This is a genomic window from Mycobacterium sp. (assembly GCF_046095365.1).
Lineage (GTDB): Bacteria > Actinomycetota > Actinomycetes > Mycobacteriales > Mycobacteriaceae > Mycobacterium.
Map to the genome: position 1 here is coordinate 1 of NZ_JBJTJF010000012.1, position 13536 is coordinate 13536.

The window sequence follows — 13536 nt, forward strand, 5'->3', positions numbered from 1 at the left end:
CGGGCACCGTGCCCTGGTGGTCGGTCACGCCGACGAGGAGCGGATCGTCTGGCTGGCCGAGCCCCTGGTGGCCGCCGAGGACATGGACCCCGAGGTCGCGGCCTCCCTGGCCGAAGACGACCGGCCGCGCAAGCTGCGTCCTGGCGACTCGCTGCTGGTCGACACCAAGGCCGGTTACGCCTTCGAGCGGATTCCCAAGGCAGAGGTCGAGGACCTCGTGCTGGAGGAGGTTCCCGACGTCTCCTACGGCGACATCGGCGGCCTCACCCGCCAGATCGAGCAGATCCGCGACGCCGTCGAGCTGCCGTTCCTGCACAAGGAGCTCTACCGGGAGTATTCGCTGCGTCCGCCCAAGGGCGTGCTGCTCTACGGCCCGCCCGGCTGCGGCAAGACGCTGATCGCCAAGGCGGTGGCCAATTCGCTGGCCAAGAAGATGGCCGAGGTGCGCGGCGACGACGCCCGCGAGGCGAAGTCCTACTTCCTCAACATCAAGGGCCCCGAGCTGTTGAACAAGTTCGTCGGGGAGACCGAGCGCCACATCCGGCTGATCTTCCAGCGAGCCCGCGAGAAGGCCTCCGAGGGCACCCCCGTGATCGTGTTCTTCGACGAGATGGACTCCATCTTCCGCACCCGCGGAACCGGGGTCAGCTCCGATGTGGAGACCACGGTGGTCCCGCAGCTGCTCAGCGAGATCGACGGCGTCGAGGGCCTGGAGAACGTGATCGTGATCGGCGCGTCCAACCGTGAGGACATGATCGACCCGGCCATCCTGCGGCCGGGCCGGCTGGACGTGAAGATCAAGATCGAGCGGCCGGACGCCGAGGCGGCACAGGACATCTTCAGCAAGTACCTCACCGAGGAATTGCCGGTTCACGCCGACGACCTCGCGGAGTTCGGCGGTGACCGCGGGGCGTGCATCAAGGCGATGATCGAGAAGGTGGTCATCCGGATGTACGCCGAGATCGACGACAACCGCTTCCTGGAGGTCACCTACGCCAACGGCGACAAGGAGGTCATGTACTTCAAGGACTTCAACTCCGGGGCGATGATCCAGAACGTCGTCGACCGGGCCAAGAAGTACGCGATCAAGTCGGTGCTGGAGTCCGGGCAGCGCGGTCTGCGCATCCAGCACCTGCTGGACTCGATCGTCGACGAGTTCGCCGAGAACGAGGACCTGCCCAACACCACCAACCCGGACGACTGGGCTCGGATCTCGGGCAAGAAGGGCGAGCGGATCGTCTACATCCGCACCCTGGTCACCGGCAAGAGTTCCTCGGCCAGCAGGGCTATCGACACTGAGTCCAACCTGGGGCAGTACCTGTAAGTCAGGCTTGCAGCGAGTAGCTGTTGGTCAGATCGTCCTGCAGGACGTGAGCGACGGTGGCCGTGGTATCGACGACCAAAGGCTCTGTCAGCGTTCGGGTTTCATAGCGCCAGCCCTCGGGTAAGGTCAGCCGCGAACCGAGACCGGGCAGGTCCTCGAGAGTAAGGCTCCTGTCGGCCACCTGGCTCCAGGTCTGCATAACCCAGCGCTTGCCGTCGGCGTCGACCAACTCGAAGACCGGTCGGCCGGCCTCGAAGGTGAAGACGGCTTTGCGGTCCACCTTGTTCACCGAGTACGGCGCCGGGTTGTTCGACGACAGCTGAACGGTGGCCTGTTCGATCATCTCGATGCCGCCGAAAACGCGGGTGGGCTGCGGTGCGCCCGCCTGTTTGGCGATACCGCTCATCAGCCAGTAGCGCGGGCCGTTGAGCAATGCGGCCGCCGCACCGTTCTCCCTGGCGATCGCCTCGGCGTCCAGTGCGTCCCACAGTTCGGCCGGGCAGTCGTTGAGCGGAAAGGTGTTGTAGACCGTCGCCTCCGGACCTGACGTTCCCATCCGGATCAGCAGCACCTCGCCGTAGCGCTTGCCGAACACGTCACCACTTGCCGACTCGCCCATCAGCGACCTTCCTTTCTGAATCCCGATGATCCCAGCGCCGCACGGTAGCGGTCCCGGGCCAGCAGCGTCCGCTGCAGATCGGCGACCAGCGGATCGACGAATGCCTCGCGGTATTCGCGGTCGGTCACCGCCTTGGCGGACAAGTACATGAAGGTGATGGCCGTCAGCAGCAGCGAGGTCTGGATCAGCGGGTCGGGGACGGGCAGCGTCATCCCCAGCAGGCGGCCGTCGTGGGATCCCTCGTTGCGGGTCCAGGCGTCGAGCAGTTCGGGGCTGAGCAGGATCAGGCCGAACGCGAAGAAGATCGCACCGGTCAGCGCCGCCGCGGTCAGCACCTGGCCGAGTTGCGAGGTGGCGACCACGAACACCACGTTGATCCGCTCGCGGTGCGACAGCGGCGGACTGTGCGGCGGCTCGGACATGTGCTGGAAAGGGGTGCCGGCCAGTTCGGCCTGCTCCTCGGTCACCGAGCTGGGCGCCGCCAGCATCGGCCTGACCCGGTCCAGGGTTCCCGAGACGAGGAACGCCCCGGCGATGACGAACAGGAATCCCACCGCCAGCCATAGCCGTCCGCGGGAGATGACCGCCGCCATCAGCCACACGTAGGTGTTGAAGAACACCAGGAAGGTCAGCAGCACCACCGGCAGCGCCCGCACGAACATGCCCGCCACCAGGGTCAGGTTGGTCAGGGTCGCCCGCGCCGACCAGCCGAGGATCGCACCTGCCCCGGAGGCGGTGAGCAGCAGGATCAGCCCCAGGGCGCCGGCCCACAGCATCACCCTGGCCGGGACGTGCGGACCCGGCCCGCCGAAGAGGATGCCGACGCCGACGAGGACCGTTGCCAGCAGCCCGGCGACGACGCGGCCCCGGGTGGCGAGCCGGGAGACCAGCCAGCCGGTCAGCGCCGCGCCGGGCAGTGCGATCGTCAGCAGGGCGAGGGCGAACCCCTCGCTGATACTGGGCCGGCCGTTGATGTCGACGGTCTGGTGTCCGGTCAGGCGCACCACGATGACCGAGTTGACGGCCATCGCCGCCAGGCCGGCCAGCGCCGGCGCGGATCGGCTCCACACCCCGCGCAGCAGGGCGTCCCTGGGCAGCACCGCGGGCAGGCCCTGGGAGAGGAACCAGTGCTCGGCCGCGTGCAGATCACCGGGTTCCTCCTCGCCGGGGCGGCGCATCGTCACCCGGCGGGGTGCATTGCCGGGTTCCTCCTCGCCGGGGCGGCGCATCGTCACCCGGCTAGTCTTACCGCATGCAGCGGATCATCGGCACAGAGGTGGAATACGGCATCTCCTCGCCGACCGATCCGACCGCCAATCCCATCCTCACCTCCACCCAGGCCGTGCTGGCCTACGCGGCCGCGGCGGGGATCCAGCGCGCCAAGCGGACCCGGTGGGACTACGAGGTGGAATCCCCGTTGCGCGACGCCCGCGGCTTCGATCTGAGCCGCGCCTCCGGGCCGCCCCCGGTGGTGGACGCCGACGAGGTGGGCGCGGCCAACATGATCCTGACCAACGGCGCGCGGCTCTACGTCGACCACGCCCATCCGGAATACTCGGCACCCGAGGTCACCGACCCGCTGGACGCGGTCATCTGGGACAAGGCCGGCGAGCGGGTGATGGAGGCCGCGGCCCGCCATGTCGCCAGCGTGCCCGGCGCGGCCAAGCTGCAGTTGTACAAGAACAACGTCGACGGCAAGGGCGCCTCCTACGGGACCCACGAGAACTACCTGATGAGCCGGCACACCCCGTTCTCCGCGGTGATCGCCGGACTGACCCCGTTCCTGGTGTCCCGGCAGGTGGTCACCGGCTCGGGCCGGGTCGGCATCGGACCGTCCGGCGACGAACCCGGCTTCCAGCTCTCCCAGCGCGCCGACTACATCGAAGTCGAGGTAGGGCTGGAGACCACCCTCAAGCGCGGCATCATCAACACCCGCGACGAGCCGCACGCCGACGCCGACAAGTACCGCCGTCTGCACGTCATCATCGGCGACGCCAACCTGGCCGAGACCTCCACCTACCTCAAGGTGGGCACCACGGCGCTGGTGCTCGACCTGATCGAGGAGGGCTTCGAGTACGGCCTGGACCTCTCCGACCTGGCGCTGGCCCGGCCGGTCCACGCGGTGCACGTCATCAGCCGCGACCCGTCGCTGCGCGCCACCGTCGCGCTGGCCGACGGCCGCGAGATGACGGCGCTGGCGATGCAGCGGGTCTATCTGGACCGGGTGGCCAAGCTGCTGGAGGCCCGTGACCCCGATCCGAGGGCGGCCGATGTCGTCGAGACCTGGGCGCACGTGCTCGATTTGCTGGAGCGCGACCCGATGGAATGCGCGGAGTTGCTGGACTGGCCGGCCAAACTGCGGCTGCTCGACGGCTTCCGCAACCGGGAGAACCTCACGTGGTCGGCCCCGCGGCTGCATCTGGTCGACCTGCAGTATTCCGATGTCCGGCTGGACAAGGGCCTCTACAACAGGCTGGTTGCGCGCGGGTCGATGAAACGGCTGGTGACCGAGCAGCAGGTGCTCGACGCCGTCGACAACCCGCCCACCGACACCCGGGCGTACTTCCGCGGTGAGTGTCTGCGCCGCTTCGGCGCCGATATCGCCGCAGCCAGCTGGGACTCGGTGATCTTCGACCTCGGCGGGGACTCGCTGGTGCGGATCCCCACGCTGGAGCCGCTGCGGGGCAGCAAGGCGCACGTCGGGGCGCTGCTGGACTCGGTGGACAGCGCGGTGGAACTGGTGGAGCAACTCACGAACTGAGGAGGCGTCGGGCCGCCCGTCCGGGCTCTGACGGTACTGTGGTTACCGGCGGTCAGGCCGCTGATGAGGAGCAGGGAGGCAGCGATGGCTCAGGAACAGACCAAGCGTGGCGGCGACGGCGGCGAGGACGACGACCTCACCGGCGGCGCGGCCGGCGGGCAGGAGCGTCGCGAGAAGCTGGCCGCGGACACCGACGACCTGCTGGACGAGATCGACGACGTGCTCGAGGAGAATGCCGAGGACTTCGTGCGGGCCTACGTCCAAAAGGGCGGACAGTGACCTGGCCGTCCCCTGATCGTCTGACCACCACCTCCCCGCTGAGCGCGTCCTCGAACAACGTCGAACTTTCCTCGTTCTCGGATTTCCTGCGCCGCCAGGCCCCCGAGTTGCTGCCGACCGGAGGTCTGCCCGCCTCGGGGGCGGGGATGGCCGAAGCGCACCCGGCCGTGCCGCACGGCACCACCATCGTCGCGCTGAAGTATCCGGGCGGCGTGGTCATCGCCGGTGACCGCCGTTCGACCCAGGGCAACATGATCGCCGGACGTGATGTGCAGAAGGTCTACATCACCGACGACTACACCGCCACCGGAATCGCCGGAACCGCCGCGCTGGCAGTCGAGTTCGCCCGGCTCTACGCCGTCGAGTTGGAGCACTACGAAAAACTCGAAGGCGTTCCGATGACCTTCGCCGGCAAGGTCAACCGGCTGGCGATCATGGTGCGCGGCAATCTCGGTGCGGCGCTTCAGGGTTTCGTCGCACTGCCGCTGCTGGTGGGTTACGACCTCGACGACGCCAACCCGACCGCGGCAGGCCGGATCGTCACCTTCGACGCGGCCGGCGGGTGGCACATCGAGGAGGAGGGCTACCAGGCGGTGGGCTCGGGCTCGCTGTTCGCCAAGGCGTCGATGAAGAAGCTGTACCCCGGTGTCAACGATGCCGATTCGGCCCTCAAAGTGGCCGTGGAGGCGCTCTACGACGCGGCCGACGACGACTCCGCGACGGGCGGCCCGGACCTGGTGCGCGGGATCTACCCGACTGCGGTCACGCTGGAAGCCGAAGGCGCACAGGAAGTCTCCGGCGAACGGATCGCCCGGCTGGCCCGTGAGGTCATCGAAGCCCGGTCGCAGATCGACGAGTTCGGCCCGGGCGGCCCGCCCAGCAACGAAGCGCCCAGGGCTGACGCGTGATGAGGGCCGAGGCATGACGGGTCCGGACGAATGAGCTTCCCGTATTTCATCTCGCCCGAGCAGGCGATGCGCGAGCGTTCCGAGCTCGCGCGCAAGGGGATCGCCAGGGGCCGCAGCGTGGTCGCGCTGGCCTATGCCGGTGGTGTGCTGTTCGTCGCCGAGAACCCGTCGCGGTCGCTGCACAAGGTCAGCGAGATCTACGACCGGGTGGGGTTCGCCGCGGTCGGCCGGTTCAACGAGTTCGACAGCCTGCGCCGCGGCGGAATCCAGTACGCAGACACCCGCGGCTACGCCTACGACCGCCGCGACGTCAGCGGACGGCAGCTGGCCAACGTCTACGCCCAGACGCTGGGCACCATCTTCACCGAGCAGGCCAAGCCCTACGAGGTCGAATTGTGCGTCGCGGAGGTGGCTCACTACGGCGAGACCAAGTCGCCGGAGCTATACCGGATCACCTACGACGGATCCATCGCCGACGAACCGCACTTCGTGGTGATGGGCGGCACCACCGAGCCGATCATCAACGCGCTCAAGGAGTCCTACTCGGAGAACGCCGAACTCGGCCAGGCCGTCCAGGTCGCGCTCGATGCGCTGCGGGCGGGTATCGCCAACGCGGCCGGCAACGCCACGCCGCCCGCCGAGCCCCGGGTGCTGGGACCTTCGACTCTGGAGGTCGCCGTCCTCGACGCCAACCGCCCACGTCGGGCCTTCCGGCGGATCACCGGCGCGGCACTGGAGGCTCTGTTGCCGGAGTCGGACTCCGCCGGGGGCGAACCGGCAGCGGACGCCTGAAAAAAGCCCTACCGGGTGCAGTAGTCCAGCGTGCGGGCGCCGTAGCTCGGCGCGGGCGCCTGCTGCGCACACTGCATGTAGGACACGTTTTCGACCCGCTGTGAGCGGTCCGGCCCGTGCGTCTCCGGTTCCGGTACCCGCCAGGCGAGGATGACGACTCCGATTGCCCCCGCCGCGCACAGTGACACCCAGATCCTGCGTCCCACGGACCGGGCGTTAGGGGTCACACCCTCCAGACTAGTAAAGAATCCACGTTTGGCGGGTCCCACCACGCCGGATCGGGTGATCTTCGCCATCGTTTGCGCGCGGGCAAGTCCCTGGTCAGGCCGGGGGTTGCTGCGCGTCCGGTCCCGCGGTGACGGACGTCACCGGTTAGGCTCGTGGCGTGCAGCGCAGAATCATGGGCGTCGAGACCGAGTTCGGTGTCACATGCACGTTCCACGGGCACCGCCGGCTCAGCCCGGACGAGGTGGCCCGCTACCTGTTCCGCCGGGTGGTGTCCTGGGGGCGTAGTTCCAACGTCTTCCTGCGCAACGGCGCGCGGCTCTACCTCGACGTCGGCAGCCACCCCGAGTACGCCACCGCCGAGTGCGACAACCTGATCCAGCTGGTCACCCATGACCGGGCCGGGGAGCGGGTGCTCGAGGACCTGCTGATCGACGCTGAGCAGCGGCTGGCCGATGAGGGCATCGGCGGGGACATCTACCTGTTCAAGAACAACACCGACTCGGCCGGCAACTCATACGGCTGCCACGAGAACTATCTGATCGTGCGCGCCGGTGAGTTCTCCCGGATCTCCGATGTCCTGCTGCCGTTCCTGGTCACCCGCCAGCTGATCTGCGGAGCGGGCAAGGTGCTGCAGACGCCCAAGGCGGCGACCTTCTGCCTGTCCCAGCGCGCCGAACACATCTGGGAGGGCGTCTCCAGCGCGACCACCCGGTCCCGGCCGATCATCAACACCCGCGACGAGCCCCATGCCGATGCCGAGAAGTACCGCCGGCTGCACGTGATCGTCGGCGACTCCAACATGAGCGAGACGACGACCATGCTCAAGGTCGGCAGCGCCGCGCTGGTGCTGGAGATTATCGAGGCGGGGATTCCGTTCCGCGACTTCTCCCTGGACAACCCGATCCGCGCGATCCGGGAGGTCAGCCACGACCTGACCGGCCGGCGTCCGGTCCGGCTGGCCGGCGGCCGGCAGGCCAGCGCGCTGGACATTCAGCGCGAGTACTACGCCCGGGCGGTGGACTACCTGGCCTCCCGCGAGCCCAACACCCAGATCGACCAGGTCGTCGACCTCTGGGGCCGGCAGCTCGACGCGGTCGAAGGCCAGGACTTCGCCAAGGTCGACACCGAGATCGACTGGGTGATCAAACGCAAGCTGTTCCAGCGCTACCAGGACCGGTACAACATGGAGTTGTCCGACCCGAAGATCAGTCAACTCGATCTGGCCTACCACGACATCAAACGCGGCCGGGGAGTGTTCGACCTGCTGCAGCGCAAGGGCCTGGCGGCGCGAATCACGACCGACGAGGACATCGAGGCGGCCGTCGACACCCCGCCGCAGACCACCCGGGCCAAGCTGCGCGGCGAGTTCATCGCCGCCGCCCAGGAGGCCGGCCGCGACTTCACCGTCGACTGGGTGCACCTCAAACTCAACGACCAGGCGCAGCGGACGGTGCTCTGCAAAGACCCGTTCCGCTCGACCGACGAACGGGTCAAGCGGCTTATCGCCTCCATGTGACTGTCGGCATGTGGCTGGCACGGAAACCGCTTGAATCCAGCTAATGTTGGCGAGGTGGCGAGCACCAGGATCAACAAGGTCGAGCGGCTGACCAATCTGTTCATCGCACTGCTGACCACACGCAACTACCTCACCGCCGAGCGGATCCGTGAGATCGTCATCGGTTACGGCGAGAGCCCCACCGACGAGGCCTTCGCGCGGACCTTCGAACGCGACAAGGCCGATCTGCGCGACCTCGGTATCCCGCTGGAAACCGGCCGGTCCTCGATCCACGACACCATCGACGGATACCGGATCAAGCCTGACGCCTATGCGCTGCCCGACATCGCGCTGACCCCCGAGGAGTCCGCCGCCGTCGCGGTGGCCACCACGTTGTGGGAGTCGCCCGACCGGATCACCGCCACCCAGAACGCCCTGCTGAAGCTGCGGGCCGCCGGCGTCGACATCGACCCGGTCGCTGAGGTGGCGATCACCACCGGCGCGGGCCCCGCCGGCCTTCGGGGTTCCGAAGACGTGCTGGCGGTTCTGTCCGCCGCCATCGAGTCCGGGCAGGCCGTGCAGTTCCCGCATCGTCCCACCCCGGTCGAGGCCTACACGCTGCGCACCGTCGAGCCGTGGGGCGTGGTCACCGCGCAGGGCCGCTGGTATCTGGCCGGACACGATCGCGACCGCGACGCCACCCGGATCTTCCGGGTCTCCCGCATCGGTCCGGAGGTGAAAGTCATTGGGCCGCAAGGCGCAGTGACTCGCCCGGATGGAGTGGACCTTCGGGACCTGGTGAACCAGTCGATCGGGGAAGCGGCCGGCCGCACCCAGGGCGGGGGACAGGCGCGGCTCTGGGTCGCCGACGGCCATGCCGTGGCTCTGCGCCGGCTGGGCCGGGTGACCGGGCGGCGAGCCGTCGGCGATCGCGGCGGCGACGTGCTCGAGATCGAAGCCGGTTCGGCCGACTGGCTGGTCCGCGAGATCGCCGGACTCGGGGCCGACGCGCTGGTGCTGGAACCGGCGTCGCTGCGCGACGATGTCGTCGCGCGGCTGACCGCGCAGGCGGGAGTGGGCGCATGACACCGTCATCGACCCGCCTGGTCCGGCTGCTGAACATGGTGCCCTATTTCCAGGCCAATCCGAGGGTCAGCTATGCCAAGGCCGCCGCAGACCTGGGCGTCACCCGCAAACAACTCGACGCCGACATCAAGCAGCTGTGGATGTGCGGCATGCCGGGTTACACCCCGGGCGACCTGATCGACTTCGAGCTGTCCGACGACACCATCAAGGTCACATTCTCCGCCGGTATCGACCGTCCGCTGCGGCTGACCTCGACCGAGGCCACCGGACTGCTCCTGGCGCTGCACGGGCTGGCCGACATCCCGGGCGTGTTGGATCCCGCGGCGGCGCGCAGCGCGATCGCCAAGATCGAGGCGGCGGCCGGCGGCGCCGGCGGCGCGGCCGTGGCCGGCCCGGACGGTACCGAGACCGTGGCGGCGGCCACGGTGCGTCAGGCCGTGCACGACCAGCGCGCACTGGCCATCGAGTATTTCTCGGCCTCCCGTGACGCCGTGTCGGACCGGATCGTCGACCCGGTCCGGGTGGTGCTGGTCGGCGACCAGAGCTACCTGGAGGCCTGGTGCCGAGTGGCCGAGGGGGTGCGGCTGTTCCGCTTCGACCGGATCATCGCCGCCCAGGTGCTCGACGAACCGGCCGCCGCTCCGAAACCGGTGCTCGACGCCCCCACGAACACCGCCCTCTTCGACGCCGACCCCGCGCTGTCCTCGGCCACCCTGCGGATCGCCCCCGGCGCGGCGTGGATGCTGGAGTACTTCCCGATGCGAATCACCCGGGAGTTGGACGCCGGGTACTGCGAGGCCGAGATGACCTACGCCGCCGAGGACTGGGTGGCCCGGCAGATCCTGGGATTCGGCGCCGACGTGCAGGTGCTGGCCCCGCAGTCGCTGGCCGACGCGGTCCGCGCATCCGCGGCCGAGGCTCTGGCGGCCTATTCCCTCCTCGACAGCTGACGGCCCGCCTCGCGAAAGGCGCTGCCATGAACGTTGAGGACGATCACCGATCCGTCTGCCTGACGATGATCGTGCGTGACGAGGCGCACATCGTCTCCGACGTTCTCGACGCCACCGCGCCCCGCATCGACTACTGGGTGGTGGTGGACACCGGCTCGACTGACGGCACCCAGGACATCATCCGACGGAAAATGGAAGAGCTCGGAATCCCGGGCGAACTCCACGAGCGACCCTGGCGCGACTTCGGACACAATCGCTCTGAGGCGCTCACGCTGGCGCAGGGCAAGGCCGACTACATCTGGATGATGGACGCCGACGACACCGTGATCGGCGTGCCGCCCTTCGGCGGGCTGACTGCCGACTGCTACTTCATGGAGATTCGCATGGACACCGGCCACATATTCTGGCGGCGCCAGCTTTTCCGTGACGGGGTGCCGTGGTACTACAAGGGCGTTCTGCACGAGTACGCGTGCTGCGACGAGCCGTTCACCGCGGAGTACCTCCGCGGGGACTACCACATCCACGCCAGGACGCTCGGGGCGCGGAACAAGGACCCGCAGAAGTACGCCAAGGACGCCGCGGTGCTGCTGGCCTATGTCGGTGAGCATCCCGACGACGAGGCGGCGGTGTTCTATCTGGCGCAGAGCTACTACGACGGTGGGGATTTCGAGAACGCGCGCGACTGGTACGCACGCCGCGCGGAGATGGTCGAGTGCGCTGAGGAGGTGTTCTATTCGCTGCTGCGGCGAGCGCGATCGCTCGCCGAGCTCAGAGCTCCGGGAGCGGAGGTGGAAGACGCCTATGCGCGGGCGTGGGCCTACCGGCCGACACGTGCTGAGCCGCTCTACGAACTCGCGTACCGGATGCGGGTGTCGCAGCGCTACGAGTTGGGCTACCTGTTCGCCCGGCAGGCCGCGGCCATCCCGTTGCCCGTCGACAACTCGGTGATCGTCGACACCGACGTCTACACCTGGCGCGCGATCGATGAACAGGCGGTGTGCGCGTCCTGGATCGGGCGCAAGAAGGAGACGTTCGAGCTGTGCCGGCGACTGCTGACCGTCGCCGATGTCGGAGAACGCGAACGCACCCGATTCGCGGCGAACCGCGACCTCGGAGTCCCTGAACTGCTCGAAGAAACCGCTGCTTACCCGGCCGATCTGGCCAGGCGGCCACCGGGGCCGCGCGAGGCCGAGGTGACCTTCAGCCTGATCGCCGGCGCTGACCGCGAATCCACCGAGCGCACTCTCAATTCGTTCCTGCGATGCTGCACCGACGTCGATGAGGTCGGCCGGTTCCTGCTGCTCGACACCGGTATGCAGGAGACCGACCGCGCGGCGCTGTCGGGCCGATATCCCTTCCTGGAGTTCCTCGTGGCCGACGCCGGGATGACGCCCGCCGAGCAGATCGACCGTATCGCCGAAGCGATCGGCGGTCGCTACTGGCTGCACTCGGGCCAGGGGTGGCAGTTTTTCGCGACAGATCCGCTGATCAACCGGCTGCGCTCGGTGCTGCAGGCCGAGCCCGGGGTGTTCCGGGTCGGTATCAACCTCGGCGACGCGACCGCCCTGACCGGCCTGGCAGCCCCCGCCGCAACCAGCCGCACTGCCGTCGGGACCGGCCGTTACGTGCTGACCGACACGGTGTCCCGGGGCCCGAACATGGTCGACGTCGCCCGCCTGCGCGCAAGGTCGGGCGTGACCCGCTTCGGCAGCGCGACCCTCGACGAGGTGCTGTGCATCCACGTGAGCTAGCTACCGGGCCCCCGCCGGCAAGGTACGCAACGCCCGCTCGACCGACCTTTTCAGGCCGAAGTGACCGGCCGGGTAGCATCGACCAGGACGTCTGATCGCCCGCTGTATCTGGAGGTGACCGAATTGGGTGCTCTACAACCATGGCACTGGATAATCCTGCTCCTGGTAGTCGTCCTGCTGTTCGGGTCCAAGCGGCTGCCGGACGCGGCACGGTCGTTGGGAAAGTCGATGCGGATCTTCAAGTCCGAGGTCAAGGAGCTGCAGGCGGAGAACAAGGCGGACAGCCCGGTCACCCCGCAACAGCCGCCGATCGTCCAGCCGGCACCCACCCCGGTGCGCTCGGAGCGGGTCGAAACCCCCGAGCCGAACCCGACCGACATCCGCCCGGCCTGAGCCGGCTGCCGATCGGGCGCTCCGGGCGCCTCCCAGGTAGATGCCGTGCGCACCCCTAAGCTCCTCACGCATTTCGACCCGCGGCGGAGGCGCAGCCGTGCCAACCCCGACGGCACCATGTCGCTCGTCGAGCATGTCCGGGAGCTGCGAGCCCGGCTGCTGATCGCGCTGGCCGGGGTCACGGTGACCACGATCTTCGGTTTCTTCTGGTACAGCCACGGGATCTTCGGGCTGGAGAGTCTCGGCGAGTGGCTGCGACACCCGTACTGCGCGCTGCCGCCCTCCGCGCGTGCCGACATCAGCGCCGACGGCGGCTGCCGCCTGCTGGCCACCGCCCCCTTCGACCAGTTCATGCTGCGGCTCAAGGTCGGGCTGACCGCCGGGGTCGTGCTGGCCTGCCCCATCTGGCTCCACCAGATCTGGGCGTTCATCACCCCGGGTCTCTACCGCAACGAGCGGCGCTTCGCGTCGGTGTTCGTCGTCTCGGCCGCGACGCTGTTCGTGGCCGGGGCGATCCTGGCGTACGTGGTGCTGGCCAAGGCGCTGCACTTCCTGCTCACCGTGGGCAGCGACGTCCAGGTCACCGCCCTGTCCGGGGACCAGTACTTCGGTTTCCTGGTCAACCTGCTGCTGGTCTTCGGGGTGGGTTTCGAGTTCCCGCTGCTGATCGTGATGCTCAACGTGGTCGGGGTGCTCAGCTACGAGAAGCTGGCGGCCTGGCGCCGCGGGCTGATCGTCGCGGTGTTCGCATTCGCCGCGGTCGCCACCCCCGGTTCGGATCCCTTCTCGATGCTCGCCCTGGGCCTGGCGCTGACGCTGCTGCTGGAGTTCGCGATACAGATCGCCCGCTTCCACGACAGGCGAAAAGCCAAGCGGCACAGCGAGACCGCCGTCCCCGACGACCAGGCGGCCCCGATCGCCCCGCCCGCCCCGGTGGCGGTGTCCGATCC

At 68.5% G+C, this 13536-nt stretch carries 14 protein-coding genes; 11 read left to right on the plus strand and 3 right to left on the minus strand.

The window, feature by feature from the left end:
• The coding region (gene arc / locus ACKOQ4_RS00810) for a proteasome ATPase (RefSeq protein ID WP_526287846.1) at nucleotides 1-1324 on the plus strand (1324 nt) is incomplete at its 5' end.
• Nucleotide 1325: 1 nt separating this feature from the next.
• Here the strand turns inward: arc and ACKOQ4_RS00815 are convergent.
• Complete coding sequence (locus ACKOQ4_RS00815; RefSeq protein ID WP_526287849.1) at nucleotides 1326-1943, minus strand: hypothetical protein; 618 nt, start codon at nucleotides 1941-1943, stop codon at nucleotides 1326-1328.
• Complete coding sequence (locus tag ACKOQ4_RS00820) at nucleotides 1943-3172, minus strand: hypothetical protein (protein WP_526287871.1); 1230 nt, start codon at nucleotides 3170-3172, stop codon at nucleotides 1943-1945. The genes ACKOQ4_RS00815 and ACKOQ4_RS00820 overlap by 1 nt, the downstream gene beginning before the upstream one ends.
• 23 nt (nucleotides 3173-3195) lie before the next feature.
• On the opposite strand from ACKOQ4_RS00820, the gene dop reads away from it, so the two are divergent.
• The 4 genes from dop to prcA all read left to right on the plus strand — a co-directional run bounded on the left by dop (nucleotide 3196) and on the right by prcA (nucleotide 6683).
• The gene (gene dop, locus ACKOQ4_RS00825) at nucleotides 3196-4704 is read left to right on the plus strand and encodes a depupylase/deamidase Dop (RefSeq protein WP_526287851.1); all 1509 of its coding nucleotides are present in this window, start codon (nucleotides 3196-3198) and stop codon (nucleotides 4702-4704) included.
• Nucleotides 4705-4788: 84 nt separating this feature from the next.
• The gene (locus tag ACKOQ4_RS00830) at nucleotides 4789-4983 is read left to right on the plus strand and encodes a ubiquitin-like protein Pup (RefSeq protein WP_526287854.1); all 195 of its coding nucleotides are present in this window, start codon (nucleotides 4789-4791) and stop codon (nucleotides 4981-4983) included.
• Complete coding sequence (prcB, locus tag ACKOQ4_RS00835) at nucleotides 4980-5891, plus strand: proteasome subunit beta (protein ID WP_526287856.1); 912 nt, start codon at nucleotides 4980-4982, stop codon at nucleotides 5889-5891. The genes ACKOQ4_RS00830 and prcB overlap by 4 nt, the downstream gene beginning before the upstream one ends.
• A gap of 30 nt (nucleotides 5892-5921) precedes the next feature.
• Nucleotides 5922-6683, plus strand: a complete 762-nt coding sequence (gene prcA / locus ACKOQ4_RS00840) for a proteasome subunit alpha (protein WP_526287858.1) — start codon at nucleotides 5922-5924, stop codon at nucleotides 6681-6683.
• Between the two features lie 8 nt (nucleotides 6684-6691).
• Here prcA and ACKOQ4_RS00845 read toward each other — a convergent pair whose 3' ends face one another.
• Nucleotides 6692-6910, minus strand: coding sequence for a hypothetical protein (locus tag ACKOQ4_RS00845; RefSeq protein WP_526287860.1), 219 nt, complete (start codon nucleotides 6908-6910; stop codon nucleotides 6692-6694).
• 158 nt (nucleotides 6911-7068) lie between these two features.
• On the opposite strand from ACKOQ4_RS00845, the gene pafA reads away from it, so the two are divergent.
• From pafA to tatC, 6 genes are all read left to right on the plus strand, one after another.
• Nucleotides 7069-8427 (plus strand): Pup--protein ligase, encoded by a 1359-nt coding sequence (gene pafA / locus ACKOQ4_RS00850; RefSeq protein WP_526287862.1) that lies wholly within the window; start codon nucleotides 7069-7071, stop codon nucleotides 8425-8427.
• Nucleotides 8428-8481: 54 nt separating this feature from the next.
• Complete coding sequence (locus tag ACKOQ4_RS00855; protein ID WP_526287864.1) at nucleotides 8482-9492, plus strand: helix-turn-helix transcriptional regulator; 1011 nt, start codon at nucleotides 8482-8484, stop codon at nucleotides 9490-9492.
• A complete protein-coding gene (locus ACKOQ4_RS00860) occupies nucleotides 9489-10442 on the plus strand; it encodes a helix-turn-helix transcriptional regulator (protein ID WP_526287867.1) in 954 nt (317 codons plus the stop codon). Before ACKOQ4_RS00855 ends, ACKOQ4_RS00860 begins: the two co-directional genes overlap by 4 nt.
• Before the next feature lie 26 nt (nucleotides 10443-10468).
• A complete protein-coding gene (locus tag ACKOQ4_RS00865) occupies nucleotides 10469-12193 on the plus strand; it encodes a glycosyltransferase (protein WP_526287869.1) in 1725 nt (574 codons plus the stop codon).
• 123 nt (nucleotides 12194-12316) lie between these two features.
• Complete coding sequence (tatA, locus tag ACKOQ4_RS00870; protein ID WP_526287873.1) at nucleotides 12317-12586, plus strand: Sec-independent protein translocase subunit TatA; 270 nt, start codon at nucleotides 12317-12319, stop codon at nucleotides 12584-12586.
• A 117-nt stretch (nucleotides 12587-12703) separates the two neighbouring features.
• On the plus strand, nucleotides 12704-13536 hold an 833-nt coding region (gene tatC / locus ACKOQ4_RS00875), incomplete at its 3' end, for a twin-arginine translocase subunit TatC (protein WP_526287875.1).